We start from the raw sequence: 16,203 nt of genomic DNA, 5'->3' as shown, positions 1-16,203 counted from the left end.
GTTAGCTCTTGACCATCTGACGCAGCACGAACTGCAGGATGCCGCCGTGGCGGAAGTACTCCGCCTCACCCGGTGTATCCACGCGCACCACTGCGTCGAACTCGACAGCGTCGGCGCCGTCCTTCTCAGCCTTGACGTGGACCGTGGCCGGGATCTCACCGTTGTTGAACTCGGTGATGCCGGTGATGGAGAAGGTCTCGGTGCCGTCCAGGCCGAGGGACTCGTGGGACTGGCCCTCCGGGAACTGCAGCGGCAGCACGCCCATGCCGATCAGGTTCGAGCGGTGGATGCGCTCGAAGGACTCGGCGATGACGGCCTTGACGCCCAGCAGGTTAGTGCCCTTTGCGGCCCAGTCGCGGGAGGAACCGGTGCCGTACTCCTTGCCGGCGATGACCACCAGCGGGATGTTCTTCTCGGCGTAGTTCATCGCGGCGTCGTAGATGTAGGCCTGCGGTGCGCCCTCCTGAGTGAAGTCGCGGGTGTAGCCGCCCTGCTCGTCCACCAGCTGGTTGCGCAGGCGGATGTTGGCGAAGGTGCCACGGACCATGACCTCGTGGTTGCCGCGGCGGGAGCCGAAGGAGTTGTAGTCCTTGCGCTCAACGCCGTTGGCGTCCAGGTAGTTCGCGGCCGGGGTGCCCGGCTTGATGGAGGAAGCGGGGGAGATGTGGTCGGTGGTCACCGAGTCGCCCAGCTTCGCCAGCACGCGTGCGCCCTCAATGTCCTGGACTGCCTCTGGCTCCTCCGGCATGCCGTCGAAGTACGGCGCCTTGCGGATGTAGGTGGAGTCCTCATTCCAGTCGAAGGTCTTGCCGGTCGGGATATCCAGGCCCTGCCACTGCTCGTCGCCCTTGAACACGTCGGCGTAGTCAGCCTCGTACATTTCGCGGGAGATGGTGCCTGCGATGGTCTCTTCGATCTCCTCGGTGGACGGCCAGACGTCCTTAAGGAAGACGTCGTTGCCGTCGGCGTCCTGGCCCAGCGGCTGGGTCTCGAAGTCGAAGTCCATGGTGCCGGCAATGGCGTAGGCGATGACCAGCAGCGGGGACGCGAGGTAGTTCATCTTCACGTCCGGGGAGATGCGGCCCTCGAAGTTGCGGTTGCCGGACAGGACGGCGGTTGCGGTGAGGTCGAACTCGTTGACGGCGTCGGAAACCTCGGCCGGCAGCGGGCCGGAGTTGCCGATGCAGGATGCGCAGCCGAAGCCGGAGAGGTAGAAGCCGACGGCCTCCAGGTCCTTCCACAGGTCCGCGCGCTCGTAGTAGCCGTCCACGACCTGGGAGCCCGGAGCCATGATGGTCTTGACCCACGGCTTGGCCTTCAGGCCCTTCTCGGCGGCCTTGCGTGCCAGCAGGGCGGCGCCGACCATGACGGACGGGTTGGAGGTGTTGGTGCAGGAGGTCACTGCGGCGATGGCCACGAAGCCGTGGTCCAGGGTGTACTCGCCGCCCTTCGGGGACTCGACGATGACCGGTTTGGACGCGCGGCCCTCTGCGCCCTCGGCGGCGGACTCGCCGTTGGCGGCCCAGGACTCGTTGTAGGAGACAGCGTCGACCTTCTCTGCGCGAACCGGCTCTTCGGTGCCCTCGCCTGCGGTGTTGTAGTCCGGCAGCTGCTTGCGGAAGGTGTCCTTGGACTCGGACAGCAGGATGCGGTCCTGAGGGCGCTTCGGGCCAGCGATGGACGGCACAACGGTGGACAGGTCCAGCTCGAGGTACTCGGAGTACTCCGCCTCGGTGGCGTCCTGCTCCAGCCACATGCCCTGTGCCTTGGCGTATGCCTCGACGCGATCGATGTCCTCCTGGGAACGGCCGGTCAGGTGGAGGTAGTTGATGGTCTCCTCGTCGATCGGGAAGATCGCGCAGGTGGAGCCGAACTCAGGGGACATGTTGCCGATGGTGGCGCGGTTCGCCAGCGGGATTTCCTTGACGCCGTTGCCGTAGAACTCGACGAACTTCTGCACCACGCCGTGCTCGCGGAGCATCTCGGTGATGGTGAGCACGACGTCGGTTGCGGTCACGCCGGTCGGGATCTCGCCGGTGAGCTTGAAGCCGACGACGCGCGGGATGAGCATGGAGACCGGCTGGCCCAGCATCGCAGCCTCAGCCTCGATGCCGCCGACGCCCCAGCCCAGGATGCCCAGGCCGTTTTCCATGGTGGTGTGGGAGTCGGTGCCGATGCAGGTGTCCGGGTAGGCCAGGCCCTCGTTGTCGAAGATGACGCGGGAGAGGTACTCGATGTTGACCTGGTGGACAATGCCGGTGCCCGGCGGGACGACGCGGAAGTTGGAGAAGTTCTCTGCACCCCAGCGCAGGAACTGGTAGCGCTCCTCGTTGCGCTGGTACTCGATCTCGACGTTCTTGTCGATCGCGTCGGTGGAGCCGAATGCCTCGATGATCACGGAGTGGTCGATGACCATCTCGGCCGGGTTCAGCGGGTTGACCTGGTCCGGATTGCCGCCGAGGGTGCTCACGGCCTCACGCATGGTTGCAAGGTCGACCACGCACGGCACGCCGGTGAAGTCCTGCATGAGAACGCGTGCCGGGGTGAACTGAATCTCCACGCTCGGCTCTGCCGAGGGGTCCCAGTTCGCGATTGCCTTGATGTGGTCCTCGGTGACGTTCTTGCCGTCCTCGGTGCGCAGGAGGTTCTCGCCCAGCACCTTCAAGGAGTAGGGGAGTTTCTCCATGCCTTCGACTGCGTCGAGCGCGAAGTAGTCGTAAGACTTACCGCCGACCTCGAGCGTCTTCTTGGCACCGAACGAGTTCTTGCTTTCTGCCACGGTGAGCTCCAATTCTCGTCGTATCAAATCAGGGGTTAGCGACCCTATGGTCAAGCCACCAGTTTATGCGACCTTCCATAGTTCCGCGCCCATATTAACAGTACGCCCGTTATGTTTTCGCATTGCGCTTATCGACACACCTTCGGACTCCATCGTTACACTCCACATTCGACCACTCAGATCGCTGGACCGTGCAAGGAGCGAGGCCAATGCAGAACGAAGCAACGCTTGAAGAGCTCGTCACTCAGCTCGCGTCGTCTCCAGTGGCGTTCGGCACCGAGAATCCAGTCAATGCGGAGCTGGGTCCAGCACTGGAGGTCGCTCTCGCAGACGCCGGCAATGACTCTTTCGACCCGGCGGGAATGATCGTGCTCGAGCAGACCCCGCCGGTGATCGCCGATCTCCGCGACCTGGCGCAGGACACGGCCGCCGAAACCGGGCTCGACACGGTACTGGTTCGCACCCCGCAGGTGGCTGTCGGTGTGAGCGACTCTTTGACTCGCGCGCAGGTGGAGCGCGGGGAGCGGGCCATGGCCGCCGAGCCGGACTACGTTGCGGGCGTCCACGCCTTCGCCGACGCAGCCAACGGGTTTTCGGTGAACTGGCCGCTGATTGTCGCGGTCGTGCTCGTGGTCCTTGCCGCGGTAGCCGCGGCGGCTGTGTTCTCCGCCCGCCGCGGGTAATCGTCGACAAGCTTGCTGCCTTGACGCACCGCTCGCAAAAGTTGACTCGCCAGCTAAAAACCCGCAGGTCAGATTCTGCATTGTTATCGGTTCGGTCAACTTTTGCGAACCCGCATCCGCCGGTGTGACAAACATCACGTAACGCGCACGAGCCATGGTTTGCGCTGGTGAGGCGTGTGTGAATCATGTGAATAGCCTTGACTGCCGAGATTGTTTGTAACAAAAGGGATACAAGTTTGTTGCCTTGACGTATGGTTCCCGTATCGGCTCGCGGGTCGATGGTTGTCACACGCAACGCAATGGCACCGTCAGGGCGCTCTAGTCAAGCGCCCGCGAAGGTTCGGGCATGTGGGGAAGCACGCCGAGTACCAGGTTCCAGGGCACTGCTGTGCCAGCCGCGATTCGCGCTGCCGCGTCAGTAGTCAACATCTAGACCGCTCGTGGAACCGCTAGTCACGGTTTTCGCATGCGCTTTGACACCTCGGGTTTTCTTGATCGCCCGAGTGCTGCTGAAGTGTGCGCGGCGAGCGGTGTGAGGAGCACCTTCGTGGCTAATCCACAAAGGGGCACCCGGTTTGCTCGTGCGCGAAATGTGCTCGGCGCTACCGCGTGTGCCGCAACTGTTTCTTTGGCGGCGGGTCTAGTCAGCCCCGCCGCCACCGGTCAGAGTTCCACCTCTGCAATGGGCGAGCTCGTGACCGCTGTGTCCCGCGCTCAAGCCGACGTCGACGCGCTTAACCTGGACCTCGGCGGCCTGCAGGAGTCCGTCAACCAGTCCCTGGTGGACCTCCACGATGCGCAGGTGAAGGCCGAACAGGCCCGCCGCGGCAAGGACGAGGCGAAGCGGCGTCTCAACGAGGCGCAGGAACGTGTCGACGTCCTCCGGGCCGAGCTCGACGAACTGAGCCGTTCGCAATATCGCGGCGCAAGCCCGAGCGACGCCCTCGTCGCCGTCAGCGGCAAGGACACCCAGCGCGACGTGCTGGACCGTTCGCTTTTCCTGAGGCAGCGCTCTGAGGAAAAGCGGGCGAAGCTCGCCGAGGCCGAGCAGGCACGTGCTGAGGCCGCCAATGAGGAAGCCACGTTGCGTGAGGCCAGCGAACTCGCCGACGCGTCCGAGGCGGAAGCTAAGCAGGCCGAGGCAAGCGCGCGTGAGCTTCTCGACGCCAACCGCGCCGCGCTCGAATCCTCCGTCGCTGAGCGCGACGCCGCGCAGTCTCAACTGGACAGTGCGCAAAAGGAGCTGGAGCAGCAGCGCCCGGCACAGGCCGACACTCCAACCGACTCGCAGCCAGACGTGCCAGAGGCGCAGTCTGAAACTGCAGGCAGAGAGCACGCCGAGGCTGCCCCCGACAACGCCATCACTGCCGACCCTTACGCGGCCACCCTGACCGTGTCCAAGGGCGACACCACCTACGAGGTGCCGGAAGAGGTCGTGGACCTGGTGCGTCAGCGCGTCTCCAACGACGCCCCAGAGGCTCCCGAACCCAGCCGCGAAGTCGTGGTGGATGCCGTGCGCACGGTTGCGCAGACCTCCTCCGACAGCGACATCGCCGCGCTGTCCTCCCAGGGCGGCCTGCCGGCGCTGGACAGCGACACGATTGCCAAGGTTGGCGCCGTCGCCGCCGGCATCGCGATGGTGGGCGGCGTAGCGGCGAACCACGGCTCCTTCGACAATTCCAATACGGACACGGCGCAGTTGATTACCGCTTTCGCGGACGGCCTGAACGGCGCTTTGGGCACAGTCGAGCAAACTTCAGACACCGCGGAGTCCGGAGATTCTGCGGATTCCCTCTCCGCGGTGCTGCCAGAGGTCGAGACCGCCGCTGACGTCTCTGCGAAGTCGCAGAAGTCTGTCGCCGCGGTGTCGGATTCCTCCCAGGTGGAGGCTGTGATCGCGCGTGCACAGTCCCAGATTGGCACCCCGTACGTGTGGGGCGGCGGCGACGCCAACGGCCCGACTAACGGCGTCAACGGTGGTTCGGTCTCCGGCTTCGACTGCTCCGGCCTGGTGCTCTACGCGTTCGCGGCTGCCGGCGTGGCACTCCCGCACTACACCGGCTACCAGTACCAGCGCGGCACCCAGATCCCCGCCAGCGAGGCGCAGCGCGGCGACCTGCTGTTCTGGGGCCCGGGCGGTAACCAGCACGTGGCCATCTACCTCGGCGACGGCACCATGATCGAGGCGCCGCAGTCCGGCCAGAACGTCACCATTGCTCCGGTGCGTTGGTCCGGCATGGCTCCGAACGCGGTGCGCCTGCTTTAGCGGGATAAGCTCGAGGGCATGGCTCTCAACGACTACGACGCACTCCTCGTCCTTTCCTTCGGCGGCCCCGAGGGAGAGGACGAGGTTATTCCTTTTCTCGAGAACGTCACGCGCGGCCGCGGCATCCCCCGCGAGCGCCTTGCAGCGGTCGGCGAGCACTACTTCCACTTCGGCGGTGTGAGCCCCATCAACGCGCAGAACCGCGAGCTCATCGCCAACATCGAGGCCGAGCTTTCGGCGCGTGGCATTGACCTGCCTGTCTACTTCGGCAACCGCAACTGGCACCCGTTCGCGGAGGAGACAGCGAAGCAGTTGCTTAACGACGGCCACAGGAACGTCCTCGTCTTCGCCACCAGCGCCTGGGGCGGGTACTCAGCCTGCCGGCAGTACGACGAGGACATCCAGCGCATCCGCGAGGTGACGCCGGAGATCACCTACACCAAGCTCTGGCAGTTCTACGGCCACCCGACGTTCGTCGCGCTTGTGGCAGACGGACTACGAGCGGCCGTGGAGAAAGCGACCGGCGAGACCCGCGTGCTGTTTACCGCGCACAGCGTGCCCACGGTCGCGGACGAGAACTCCGGCGGCCCGGCAGACCAGCACCTGTACTCGAGGCAGGTTGCGGAGGCGGCGGAGCTCGTCGCAAAGCACGCAGGCGTAGACAGTTACGAGGTGGTGTGGCAGTCGCGCTCCGGGAACCCGGCGACGCCCTGGCTGGAGCCGGACGTGGTGGACCGGGCGCAGGAGCTTCAGCGCGAGGGGATGGAGCACCTCATCTGCGTGCCTCTCGGGTTCATCACCGACCACATGGAGGTGGTCTGGGACCTCGACACCGAGCTGAAGCAGGCGTGCGAGGAGATGGGCGTGACCTTAGAGCGCACCCCGACCGTCGGACTCGAGCCAGCGTTCGCGAGCATGGTGGTCGACATCGCCGAGGCTGCCGGAGCAGAAGTCAAGCCTAAAACCTTGTCTGGGGTTACTGTGCAGGGCTGCACTGTCAACGGCGCGCCGTGCAAGGAAGGCTGCTGCGCACCGGTGAAGCGCCCGCAGCGCTAACTCGACCACTCGCGCTGGTAATCCACCACCGCATCGGCCACACCGGCCATGCGGGCGGAACGGACGTGGCGCCACAGCGCGAAAAGTTGGGGGTCGAAGGAGTGGTCGCCCAGACGGTCGGTCACCGTCTCAATCGTTGCCGCAACGCGGTCGGCGCGGGCGAACAGCTTCGCCGCGCGCGGCGTGACGCCGGCGGGAAGCCCCGGGGTGTCGTAAAAGTCCGCCAGCGTGCCCACCGCCAGCCGCGGGTTCGGCAGCTCCTTGCGGGTGCCGCCTGCGGCCTCGATCAGCACCGCCGCTTGCTCGGTCGCGCGCGAGAGCAACTGGTCGGCCTCGCCGGGTGAAAGCCACTCCGGCTCCGGCAGCGGCTCCGGGTCCTCGAACCAGCGCCAGTTCACCCCGCTGCCCGAGTACTCCGGCACCAGGATGTGGTGCATGCTGGTGCCACGCACGACCAGGGCGCCGGCCTGCGTCAGCGCCTCCATCGCGGGCGAGCCGGCCCGAAGGCGCGGCGCCTGGCCTGAGCCCCAGAGGACGAGTCTGACTGCGGGTCCGGGGGTGGTCAGGTCGGCGGCGGAGCGGACGTCGTGAAGCAAATGCGCCATAGGCAGGCTGCCGTACGAATGCGCACCTCCGAGGTCCGTCAGCGCGTCGACAGTGTCGTCGGAAGACTCGACGTTGTAGAGCCAGGCAGCAAGCCAAACGGCGGTGTTCTGGAGGGGTGAATAGACTTCGGCGCGCGTGTGCATCCGGGACAGTGTAACGGGGCCGATACAATGCGGACGCATTATGGGAGATAGCCGGTACAGTGGAGACATTTTCAGCGGACACGCGCGCACGAAGCGCCCGACGTACCCGGAGATGCCGGCAGAGCCCGGCATCATCGTGGAGATTGTGGGCAACGACTTCGTCGGCGCAGTCGTCGAGTTCGAGCGCACGTATGACGGCGACTTCGTGCGTTTAGAGGACCGCTACGGCACGCAGCGGCTGTTCAAGATGCTCCCCGGCGCGTTCATGGTGGAGGGCCAGCGCGTGACGCTGACCCGTTACGTGGCACCGCGCGACGAAGGGCCGAAGAGGTCAAATTCCGGATCGCGCAAGGTGGCCAACGTGAAAGCCAAGGTTGCGATGCCGTCGCGTATCTGGGTCGAAGGTATCCACGACGCCGCGATTGTGGAGCAGGTCTGGGGCCACGACCTGCGCGTCGAGGGCGTGGTGGTGGAGTACCTCGAAGGCCTGGACAATTTGCAGGAGCGTCTCGACGAGTTCCAGCCCGGTCCCGGACGTCGCATCGGCGTGCTGGCGGATCACCTGATTGAAGGCACGAAGGAATCCCGGCTGGTGGAGAACGTCGGCCCGCACGTGCTGGTCACCGGCCACCCCTACATCGACATCTGGGCGGCAGTGAAACCGTCCAGCGTGGGCATCCCCGCGTGGCCGGAGGTGCCCTACGGCGAGGACTGGAAGACGGGCGTGTGCCGCCGCCTCGGCTGGTCGGACCCGAAGGAGGGGTGGCGCCGCGTGTCCTCCTCGGTGAGCACCTTCCGCGACCTGGATTCCACGCTCATCGGGGCGGTTGAGCGGCTGGTGGACTTCGTCACCAACCCCGAATTGTCCAAACACGACCTCTAGACAGATGTAGGGTAAATCACGTGGGACCTTTGCTTTGGTTTTTGGCCGCGGCGTTGTTGGCGCTGCTGGAATTGACCGTGGGCGAGCTGACGCTGCTCATGCTCGGCGCGGGCGCACTGACCACCGCGCTGGTGGCGCTCGGCGGCGTGCCCATGTGGGCGGAAGTCGCCGTGTTCGCCGTCTCGTCCGCGCTGTTCTGGTTCTTCCTGCGCCCGCCGCTGCGCCGCCGGATGGAAAAGCCGCTGGTGTTGGACGACTCCCCGCGGGCGCTCGTGGGCAGCACGGCCGAGGTCGTCGAGGACATTGTGGGTGGCAAGGGCCAGGTGCGTTTCGACGGCTCCCTGTGGTCCGCCCGCGGCCTCGACCCGGCGGAGACCATCCCGGCGGGATCCCGCGTGACCGTTTACGATATTGACGGCCCCGTCGCTGTCGTGTGGAAGGAGCCCTAAATGGGAGGGTTTATCACATTCTTTGTCATCATCGCGCTGGTGGTGGCAGTTCTCACCGCGTCAATCAAGCTGATCCCGCAGGGAGAAGCGGCGGTTATCGAACGGCTCGGCCGTTACACCCGCACCGCGTCCGGCGGGCTGACGTTTCTCGTGCCCTACATCGACCGTGTGCGCGAGCGCGTGGACACCCGTGAGCGCGTGGTGTCCTTCCCGCCGCAGGCTGTGATTACCCAGGACAACCTGACCGTGGCGATCGACACCGTGGTCACGTTCCAGATCAACGACCCGGCCAAGGCGATCTACGGCGTGGACAACTACCTCGTGGGTGTGGAGCAGATTTCTGTTGCCACCCTCCGCGACGTCGTCGGCGGCATGACGCTCGAGGAGACGCTGACCTCGCGCGAGACCATCAACCGCCGCCTGCGCGGCGAGCTGGACGCGGCCACTGCTAAGTGGGGCCTGCGCATCAGCCGAGTGGAGCTGAAGGCGATTGATCCGCCGCCGTCCATCCAGCAGTCCATGGAGATGCAGATGAAGGCGGACCGCGAGAAGCGCGCGATGATCCTCACCGCCGAGGGTAAGCGTGAGTCCGACATCAAGACCGCAGAAGGCGAGAAGCAGGCGCGCATCCTCTCCGCCGAGGGCGAAAAGCACGCGGCCATCCTCGCGGCTGAGGCGGAGCGTCAGGCGATGATGCTGCGCGCCGAGGGTGAGCGTGCCGCCAAGTACCTGGCTGCGCAGGGCGAGGCCCGCGCGATCCAGAAGGTCAACGCCGCGATAAAGTCCTCCGGTATTACCCCGGAGCTGCTCGCGTACCAGTACCTGGATCAGCTTCCGAAGATCGCCAACAACGAGGCGGCGACGATGTGGATGATCCCGTCCCAGTTCGGCGACTCGCTGCAGCAGTTCGCCCGCGCATTCGCCGACAAAGACGACGATGGCGTATTCCGCTACGAGCCGGATACCCCGAACGACCGCGACCGGGAGATGGCCCAGGCGGACAACACCGACCGCTGGTTCGACACCTCCACCGACCCCGAGCTGGCGAAGGCTCTCGCCGAGGCGCGTGCGGTGGCCAACAAGCACGTGGACGACCCGGACCCGACCCAGGATGCGGCCGGTGCTCCCTCCGAGAGCACTGCCTCGACCCGCCGCGAGATCACCGCGGGCGAGCCGGAGCGCACCGGCTTCGAGCAGGACTTCAGCAGCGAAACTGGCGTGTCCGAGCCGGTCTCGCGCCCGGTTACTCGCCCTGACCAGCAGCCCGAGTAATCAGATTCAGCGCGAGCTGCCACCCTGCCTGCTCCGCGGGCCACCCGGCCGCCTGCAACCGCTGGCTCATCGCCTGTTTGGAGATGCCCAGGGTTGCGGCGGCCTCATTTTGGTTCATGCCGCGCCGCACCAGCGACGTCGCCTCGCGCCCCTCGTAGGTGCGTTTGTGCAGCACGTGCGCCAGCAGCGCGAAGGTCGCCGCGATGTCCGTGGCATCAGTCGTCGCATGTTGCCTATCGACGATCACCCGTACCTGGCCCGCCCTCGTCCCGACGGCTTTCGTCGCGGTGGCGGAGGCGTCGCCTGTGGAGCTGTCAGCGTCGCTGATGCCGAGCCCGATGGCCCAGTTGCCGTCCGAAAGCAGCGCCATGATCAAATTCAGCGCAGCCTCGGCGTCCTCGACCTTCGAGCGGATGTCTTCCACTCCGAGCACCTCGAAGCCTGCGACACCGGGCAGACCGCTCAGCGCCTCGGCAGAGCGCTCCACAACGATGGCGCGGGCCTTCTCACGGCCCCGGTACCTCGCATGCACGGCAATCATGGGCCGTAGCGTACTCCGGTCTACCCTTGAGGCTTGACTCCGACACGTAGCCAGTGGGGCCGGGCCCTACAGCCGGATCGTCTAGCGGTTTGCTTCGGTCTGCTAGACGATTCGGAATTGAGCTCGACATTTTCCCAGGTGATATTGAATGCGAGTGTCGATAGCGGGCTGTTCGTCTAGCGGGGATCAGTGGTTGCTAGACGATCAGGTGAGCGGGTCGGCATGCGCGCGTCCAGCACCAGCCCCGCGACGCCGACGACGGCGAGCACCGCCATGACGGCGACGAACACCGGGTCCGCCTCGCCGGTGAGGGTGTCGCCGAACAGGGTGACCAGGATCGTGCCCGGCGCGGACCCCACGAGGGTCGCGAGCGCGAACGGCAGCACCGGCACGCGGGTGAGCGCGGCGGCATAGTTCATTACGGAGAATGGCACGGCCGCGATCATGCGCAGGCTCAAGATGGCCAACCATCCGCGCTCTTCGAGGCGCCGGTTAATCCTCTCCACGGCCGGGTGCGTCAGGCGCGGCTCCACCCAATCCCGCAGCAGCGTACGGACGATGAGCAGCGAGATGACTGCGCTGACCGTCGTCGCCGTCAGCGCGATGAGGATCCCGCGGGCGGTGCCGAACAGGATGCCGGCGGAAACCGTCATCAGGGTCCGCGGGATGGGGAACTGGGTGATCAGCACGTACAGCAGCCAGAACAGGACGGGGAACCAGGCACCGGTCTGATCAGACCAGGTGCGGAGGGTCGAAAGCGGGGGGACGTCGAGAAGCATCCATGCTGCGACGAACAACGCACCGGCCGCAACGATGAGTGCGATCCGGTTCCGGGGTGCCTTCCGCAAACGATTCACCCCGCTATCTTCCATCGGCCGGTAGTCTGGAACCAACTTGAGGAGGGGGGCTCATGAGAGTCGGAGTGTTTCTACTTTCACTGACATTGACACTCCTAGGAATCTGGGTGGCGCCTGGATTTTTAGGCCTGGCATATCTGTTCTGCGGCACCGCGCTTGTCATCGGCTGCGTGGCGGCCACGCAGGTGCCCGACGGAAGCGTCGCACGCAAGGTGGGAGCCTGCGGTCTCGTAATCGCAGCAGCCGCGACCCCGTGGGTACTCCCAATTGCGGAGGGGTTGCCCGCCGGCGCCGGTATCGTGCTCGGCCTTTTCGGTCCCGCTGTCTCATTCTTGGCCCTTGCCTGGGCCTACTTGCTTGCGCGACGCAGCAAACTATGGCACTTCCTTGCAGCGCTGGGGCTTGCAATTGTGCTTGCCGTGGCGCCGCACAGAGTGATGATTCGTATCGCTCACCTACTCTGGGAAAATCCGCTGATTGGGTATCTCTGGGCCGGAATGGTCTTCGCCATCGCGATAGCGTCTTTCCTGCTTGTCGTGTGGCTCAACCGCAGAAACCAGAAACGTCGTGCAGGAACTGATCATCGTTCGGAGGCGGCCCATGGACCGAACTGAGTACGACAACATCTCAGTCGTTGTGTTTCTGCTTTCGCTGCTCATCGCCATCGTGGCGTTGTGGGTCGACGATGAGTCCGCAGAGCTGGCCCTCGCGGCGAGGGCACTGGCGGTGGTGATCGGCTGCGCGGCGGCCGTGCGCGCCGGTGAGAAGCGGTCAGCGCGCATCGTGATTGCCTGCGTGATCGTCGTAGTCGCAGTGGTGGTGCCAGGGCTGGTGTCCGCACCTGAATCGGAGACACCGGGGATAGTGTCTTGAACGGGCCAGGCTGGTCCTAGGATCTTGCCCCTGAACGCACATTCCAGGCTGGCGAGCGCGGAGTACTCAAGGAGAGTGCTGGACGAACCGGACCTCAAGCGTGGGCGCGACCTGGGGTTTGCAGGTGCCCTTGGCTTGAGGTCTGGGTTCTACTCCACACATTGAAAACAAAAATCTCGAGACACCGTAGGAACGATGTCTCGAGACAACACATGGTGCCCGGAGGGGGACTTGAACCCCCACGTCCGTTAATAGGACACTAGCACCTCAAGCTAGCGCGTCTGCCATTCCGCCACCCGGGCTTTGGGTGTTTGTTCAGCCTCTCGGCTGGGCACTCGCATAACTATAGGGCGGGGTGATTGAACCGCCAAATCGCCAGTACAACCCTGAAAATTTGCTAGATTTTCCAGAATGATGCCACCGCCGCGCAGAATGAAGACGTATAGCTGGTTCGTCCCGCCCGCGCCGCCAGCGGATGATCCGGCACGGCTCCACCCGGTGCGCTGGAGCAGCGGGAACCGCGTGGTCAGGGACATGGTTGGCGCATATCCGGGTGTGTTGGCGCTGCACATTCTGAGCTACCTCATCGGCTCCGGTATCGCAGCCTTTGTGCCGGTGGTGGTGGGCATGATCGTGGACGGTCTAGTGGAAGCAGACACATTCAACGCGTGGTGGCTCTTCGCAGTGCTGGTCGGCATCTTTATTGTCCAGTTCGTCGGCGAGGCCACCGGCGACGGCCTGGCCACAGCCTCGGTGCGCCGGGTGACCCACAACGCGCAGCAGCACCTGTCCTCGGGTGTCCTGCGCCGTGGGGCGGGTGCGATGAGCCCCGGCACGGTGCTCAACACCATCGACGCGGATGCGAACACTGTCGGCCGCTACCGCGAGCTGCTGTCGTTTCCGCTCATGGCCATCGGCTATGCGGTCGGAGCGATGGTGGCGATGTGGTCGGTTTCCCCGTGGATCTCCCTGGCGATCCCGGCCAGTGCGCTCATCATCGCCCTGTTTGCTGCGTGGACCGCGGGGCCGGTGACGCGGGTGTCGCTGAAGCGCCGCGCCGCGGAGGCAGATGTTGCTGGCTTGGCCACGGATGCGTCGCAAGGCATACGCACTGTCAAAGGCCTCGGGGCGGGCGCAACCGTGGCCGGGCGTTTTCATACGGAGACAGCCGAGGCGAAGCGGTTGATGCTCACCCACCTGCGTGTGGAGGTGTGGTTGGGTTTTGCCAGGTTCTGCGTGGCGTGGCTGTGCAACCTGGCGATTGTGGGCTTGAGCGCGTGGATGACGCTGAACGGCGAGATCACTCCGGGGCAGTTGACGTCGGTGGCGCTTTTGGTTCCTCCGGCATTGAACATGGCGGGCTTCGCGTTCGGCGATCTGGCCAGCGGGTGGGGCAGGGCCGTCGCGAGTGGCCAGCGCATCGAGCAGCTGCACCACGCGGGCGACGACACCGCGGGGCCCGAGCTAACAGACACACCGGTCCCAGGCGCGGGGCTGTGGATCCTCGCGCCGGCGGAGCGCTCCTACGCCACAGCCGCCGCGTGGGCGCAGCGCGACGACGTACTGTTCCCGCCGCACACCGTCAACGTGTTTGAGGGCACCATCGCAGACAACGTGAATCCGCGCGGGGATGTGCCGGAGGACGCGGTCAAGCAAGCGCTCGCCGCCGCCCACTGCCAGGACATCCTCCGCAGGCTCGGCGGTATCAACGAAGCAGGCGAGTTGCCGGACGCGCCGCTGGGGGAGGCCGGCCTGAACCTTTCCGGCGGGCAGCGCCAGCGCGTCGCGCTTGCCAGGGCGCTCGCCGCCGACCCGGAGGTGCTCATCCTGGACGATCCGACCACTGGCCTCGATTCCGTGACACAGGCGGACGTCGTGGCAGCCGTCGCCGCGCTCAGGGCAGACAAGAGCACCGTGGTCATCACCGGAAACGCCGCGTGGCAGCACGCCGGCACCGCATTGGAGGTGGCGTAGATGCGGCGCGAGTACGAACGCACTGACGCGGTCGCCCCCGCGAGCGTGAAGGAGACCTTCGCGTACCTGTCAGCGCTACCCAACGCTCTGGACAAGCCCTGGTGGGCAGGTTTGCTGATCATCCAGGCGCTGATCGTCGCCGTCTACACCACGCAGTCGAACCTGTTCGGCCGCAGCGTCGACCCGCTCACCGGCGGATCAGTGCCACTGCTGGGAACCGGCACCCGCGCCTTCGTTTTGACCGTCGGCCTGGCGCTGGTCTGCATGCTCGTCGAGATGTTCTTGCGTGCCCTCGGCAATTACGTAGTGGGCCTCAAAGTCGCACGTGCGTCCATCGACCTGCGCCGACGCTGTCTCGACGCGATCCTGCGCGCACCGGTGCCGCGGGTGATGGAGCTCGGCACCGGCAACGTCATCACACGCATGACCAAGGACATCGACGACGTCGTCCAAACCGTCACTGCCATCGGTTCGCGCGTGCTCACCACCGTGTTTGTTTTCCCGATCACGTTCATTGGGCTCTTGCTTATCGACGTCCGCTTCGCCCTGATCCTGCTTCTGATCTGCATCTGCACCTACCCGTTTGCCCGCGCGGTGGTCCGCGCTATCCCGGATGCCTCCAATGCGGTGAGCGTGGCGGAGGCGCGTCGCAACGCAGTGCTGCTGGACACCGTCCGGGGCTTGCCCACGCTGCGCGCCTTCGACCTGGAGCGCTGGGCGCTGGCCCGGATGCGGCGGACCTCTTGGGGCGCGGTGGAGGCGGAGATGGACCGCGTGCCCTGGTTCATCCGTTTGATGGGCATCGGCCAGGTCGCCTTCGCCGCGTGGGTGCTGCTCACGCTCGGCGTCGGCGCGTGGCTCGCGTCGGCCGGCGCCGTCACCCCGGGCCAGGCGAGTGCTGCGGTGTTCATGGTCATCCGCGCAGAGGTCATGGTGTTCAACGCCCTGTTTTTCGTCGGCGAGCTGCAGGGCGCGGCCACCGCAGTGGGCCGCGCGGTGAGCCTGGCCAAGCTCGCGGACGGGCGCGAAGCCACGGCCGTTCCAGAGGACTTGGCGGAGCCGGTGGACGTGGAAGTCGACCACGTCTCGTTTGCGTACCCGGGAGGCGCCAACGTGCTGGACAACCTTTCCGTCACGCTCGAATCGGGAACGACCACGGCGCTGGTTGGCACCTCGGGTGCAGGCAAGTCCACGCTCGCCGCGCTCATCGCCGGGCTGGTGGAGCCCACCGCCGGTAGCATCCGGGTAGGCGCAGTAGATACCTCGCAGGTCAGCGACACGTGGACCACCAAGAACGTCACCCTGCTCACCCAGGACGTCCACTTGTTCGCCGGCACCCTGCGCGAGGACCTCTCGATGGCTACGCAGGGTGCGACCGACGCGGACCTGCTGCGTGCGCTGGCAAGCGTCGGGATCGACCCCGAAGGCACCCAGTTCGCACGCCTGTTCCCGAAAGGGCTGGACACCGCCGTCGGCGCGGGCGCGGAGGACCTGCCCCCGGAGGTGGAGCAACAGCTCGCGCTCGCACGCGTGGCGCTTTCGGGCCCGAAGGTGCTCATCCTGGACGAGGCCACGGCGGAAGCCGGCAGCGACGCCACCAACGCGCTGGAAGACGCCGCCGCGAGGATTACCGCGGACACCACGGCGCTGGTGGTGGCGCACCGCCTGGACCAGGCGGCGGCCGCGGACCGGATCCTGGTCATGGACGCCGGGCGCATCATCGAGGACGGCACCCACGCCGAACTCGTCGCCGCTGGCGGGAGATACGCGCAACTGTTCGCAGCATGGAGTGGCGGCGGTCACTAGCTCTCCGGTAGGAAT

14 protein-coding genes and 1 tRNA gene are annotated in these 16,203 nt (G+C 65.8%); 10 read left to right on the top strand and 5 right to left on the bottom strand.

Annotated elements, in window-relative coordinates:
• Position 1: 1 nt before the first annotated feature.
• Positions 2 to 2,779 carry an aconitate hydratase AcnA gene (acnA, locus tag HMPREF3151_RS04630; protein WP_210383714.1) on the bottom strand — a complete coding sequence of 926 codons (2,778 nt, stop codon included), beginning with the start codon at positions 2,777 to 2,779 and terminating at the stop codon, positions 2 to 4.
• Positions 2,780 to 2,988: 209 nt separating this feature from the next.
• Here acnA and HMPREF3151_RS04625 point away from each other — a divergent pair, with 209 nt between their 5' ends.
• The 3 genes from HMPREF3151_RS04625 to HMPREF3151_RS04615 all read left to right on the top strand — a co-directional run bounded on the left by HMPREF3151_RS04625 (position 2,989) and on the right by HMPREF3151_RS04615 (position 6,784).
• Positions 2,989 to 3,462, top strand: a complete 474-nt coding sequence (locus HMPREF3151_RS04625) for an Rv1476 family membrane protein (protein WP_070473931.1) — start codon at positions 2,989 to 2,991, stop codon at positions 3,460 to 3,462.
• A 547-nt stretch (positions 3,463 to 4,009) separates the two neighbouring features.
• Positions 4,010 to 5,728 (top strand): DIP1281 family NlpC/P60 protein, encoded by a 1,719-nt coding sequence (locus HMPREF3151_RS04620; protein ID WP_070473929.1) that lies wholly within the window; start codon positions 4,010 to 4,012, stop codon positions 5,726 to 5,728.
• A gap of 18 nt (positions 5,729 to 5,746) precedes the next feature.
• Positions 5,747 to 6,784 carry a ferrochelatase gene (locus HMPREF3151_RS04615; RefSeq protein ID WP_070473927.1) on the top strand — a complete coding sequence of 346 codons (1,038 nt, stop codon included), beginning with the start codon at positions 5,747 to 5,749 and terminating at the stop codon, positions 6,782 to 6,784.
• Here HMPREF3151_RS04615 and HMPREF3151_RS04610 read toward each other — a convergent pair.
• Positions 6,781 to 7,533: a hypothetical protein gene (locus HMPREF3151_RS04610; protein ID WP_070473925.1), complete on the bottom strand. Its 753-nt coding sequence runs from the start codon at positions 7,531 to 7,533 to the stop codon at positions 6,781 to 6,783. The genes HMPREF3151_RS04615 and HMPREF3151_RS04610 overlap by 4 nt on opposite strands.
• Positions 7,534 to 7,573: 40 nt before the next feature.
• Here HMPREF3151_RS04610 and HMPREF3151_RS04605 point away from each other — a divergent pair, with 40 nt between their 5' ends.
• From HMPREF3151_RS04605 to HMPREF3151_RS04595, 3 genes are read left to right on the top strand one after another with little or no spacing between them, the layout of a single operon-like run.
• Positions 7,574 to 8,416, top strand: a complete 843-nt coding sequence (locus tag HMPREF3151_RS04605) for a DUF3097 domain-containing protein (RefSeq protein WP_070473923.1) — start codon at positions 7,574 to 7,576, stop codon at positions 8,414 to 8,416.
• 20 nt (positions 8,417 to 8,436) lie between these two features.
• Positions 8,437 to 8,865 carry an NfeD family protein gene (locus HMPREF3151_RS04600; protein ID WP_070473921.1) on the top strand — a complete coding sequence of 143 codons (429 nt, stop codon included), beginning with the start codon at positions 8,437 to 8,439 and terminating at the stop codon, positions 8,863 to 8,865.
• Positions 8,866 to 10,137, top strand: a complete 1,272-nt coding sequence (locus tag HMPREF3151_RS04595) for an SPFH domain-containing protein (protein ID WP_070473919.1) — start codon at positions 8,866 to 8,868, stop codon at positions 10,135 to 10,137.
• Here the strand turns inward: HMPREF3151_RS04595 and HMPREF3151_RS04590 are convergent.
• Both HMPREF3151_RS04590 and HMPREF3151_RS04585 read right to left on the bottom strand, forming a co-directional pair.
• Positions 10,109 to 10,678 carry a MarR family transcriptional regulator gene (locus tag HMPREF3151_RS04590; protein WP_070473917.1) on the bottom strand — a complete coding sequence of 190 codons (570 nt, stop codon included), beginning with the start codon at positions 10,676 to 10,678 and terminating at the stop codon, positions 10,109 to 10,111. The genes HMPREF3151_RS04595 and HMPREF3151_RS04590 overlap by 29 nt on opposite strands.
• A gap of 176 nt (positions 10,679 to 10,854) precedes the next feature.
• Positions 10,855 to 11,550, bottom strand: a complete 696-nt coding sequence (locus HMPREF3151_RS04585; protein ID WP_070473915.1) for a TVP38/TMEM64 family protein — start codon at positions 11,548 to 11,550, stop codon at positions 10,855 to 10,857.
• A 38-nt stretch (positions 11,551 to 11,588) separates the two neighbouring features.
• On the opposite strand from HMPREF3151_RS04585, the gene HMPREF3151_RS04580 reads away from it, so the two are divergent.
• Both HMPREF3151_RS04580 and HMPREF3151_RS04575 read left to right on the top strand, forming a co-directional pair.
• Entirely contained in the window at positions 11,589 to 12,149 is a 561-nt protein-coding gene (locus HMPREF3151_RS04580; protein ID WP_070473913.1) for a hypothetical protein, read from the top strand.
• A complete protein-coding gene (locus tag HMPREF3151_RS04575; RefSeq protein ID WP_070473911.1) occupies positions 12,136 to 12,408 on the top strand; it encodes a hypothetical protein in 273 nt (90 codons plus the stop codon). Before HMPREF3151_RS04580 ends, HMPREF3151_RS04575 begins: the two co-directional genes overlap by 14 nt.
• Before the next feature lie 213 nt (positions 12,409 to 12,621).
• On the opposite strand, the gene HMPREF3151_RS04570 is transcribed toward HMPREF3151_RS04575, so the two are convergent.
• Positions 12,622 to 12,710 (bottom strand) — tRNA-Leu (locus HMPREF3151_RS04570).
• Between the two features lie 109 nt (positions 12,711 to 12,819).
• Between HMPREF3151_RS04570 and tetA the strand changes: the two genes are divergently transcribed.
• Together tetA and HMPREF3151_RS04560 are read left to right on the top strand one after the other, a co-directional pair.
• Positions 12,820 to 14,382 (top strand): tetracycline efflux ABC transporter TetAB subunit A, encoded by a 1,563-nt coding sequence (tetA, locus tag HMPREF3151_RS04565; protein ID WP_371336030.1) that lies wholly within the window; start codon positions 12,820 to 12,822, stop codon positions 14,380 to 14,382.
• Positions 14,383 to 16,188, top strand: coding sequence for an ABC transporter ATP-binding protein (locus HMPREF3151_RS04560; RefSeq protein ID WP_070473907.1), 1,806 nt, complete (start codon positions 14,383 to 14,385; stop codon positions 16,186 to 16,188). It abuts the gene before it with no gap.
• Positions 16,189 to 16,203: the final 15 nt, after the last annotated feature.

It is taken from the genome of Corynebacterium sp. HMSC05H05, from assembly GCF_001807265.1.
Taxonomy (GTDB): domain Bacteria; phylum Actinomycetota; class Actinomycetes; order Mycobacteriales; family Mycobacteriaceae; genus Corynebacterium.
This window is presented reverse-complemented; position numbering and strand designations above follow the sequence as displayed.

Excerpts from the sequence above, each read along its gene's own strand:
- HMPREF3151_RS04605 (WP_070473923.1), top strand. The coding sequence starts at position 7,574 with ATGGGAGATAGCCGGTACAGTGGAGACATTTTCAGCGGACACGCGCGC.
- HMPREF3151_RS04610 (WP_070473925.1), bottom strand. The coding sequence starts at position 7,533 with ATGCACACGCGCGCCGAAGTCTATTCACCCCTCCAGAACACCGCCGTT.
- HMPREF3151_RS04585 (WP_070473915.1), bottom strand. The coding sequence starts at position 11,550 with ATGGAAGATAGCGGGGTGAATCGTTTGCGGAAGGCACCCCGGAACCGG.
- HMPREF3151_RS04580 (WP_070473913.1), top strand. The coding sequence starts at position 11,589 with ATGAGAGTCGGAGTGTTTCTACTTTCACTGACATTGACACTCCTAGGA.
- tetA (WP_371336030.1), top strand. The coding sequence starts at position 12,820 with ATGATGCCACCGCCGCGCAGAATGAAGACGTATAGCTGGTTCGTCCCG.
- HMPREF3151_RS04590 (WP_070473917.1), bottom strand. The coding sequence starts at position 10,678 with ATGATTGCCGTGCATGCGAGGTACCGGGGCCGTGAGAAGGCCCGCGCC.
- HMPREF3151_RS04560 (WP_070473907.1), top strand. The coding sequence starts at position 14,383 with ATGCGGCGCGAGTACGAACGCACTGACGCGGTCGCCCCCGCGAGCGTG.
- HMPREF3151_RS04615 (WP_070473927.1), top strand. The coding sequence starts at position 5,747 with ATGGCTCTCAACGACTACGACGCACTCCTCGTCCTTTCCTTCGGCGGC.
- HMPREF3151_RS04625 (WP_070473931.1), top strand. The coding sequence starts at position 2,989 with ATGCAGAACGAAGCAACGCTTGAAGAGCTCGTCACTCAGCTCGCGTCG.
- HMPREF3151_RS04595 (WP_070473919.1), top strand. The coding sequence starts at position 8,866 with ATGGGAGGGTTTATCACATTCTTTGTCATCATCGCGCTGGTGGTGGCA.
- HMPREF3151_RS04575 (WP_070473911.1), top strand. The coding sequence starts at position 12,136 with ATGGACCGAACTGAGTACGACAACATCTCAGTCGTTGTGTTTCTGCTT.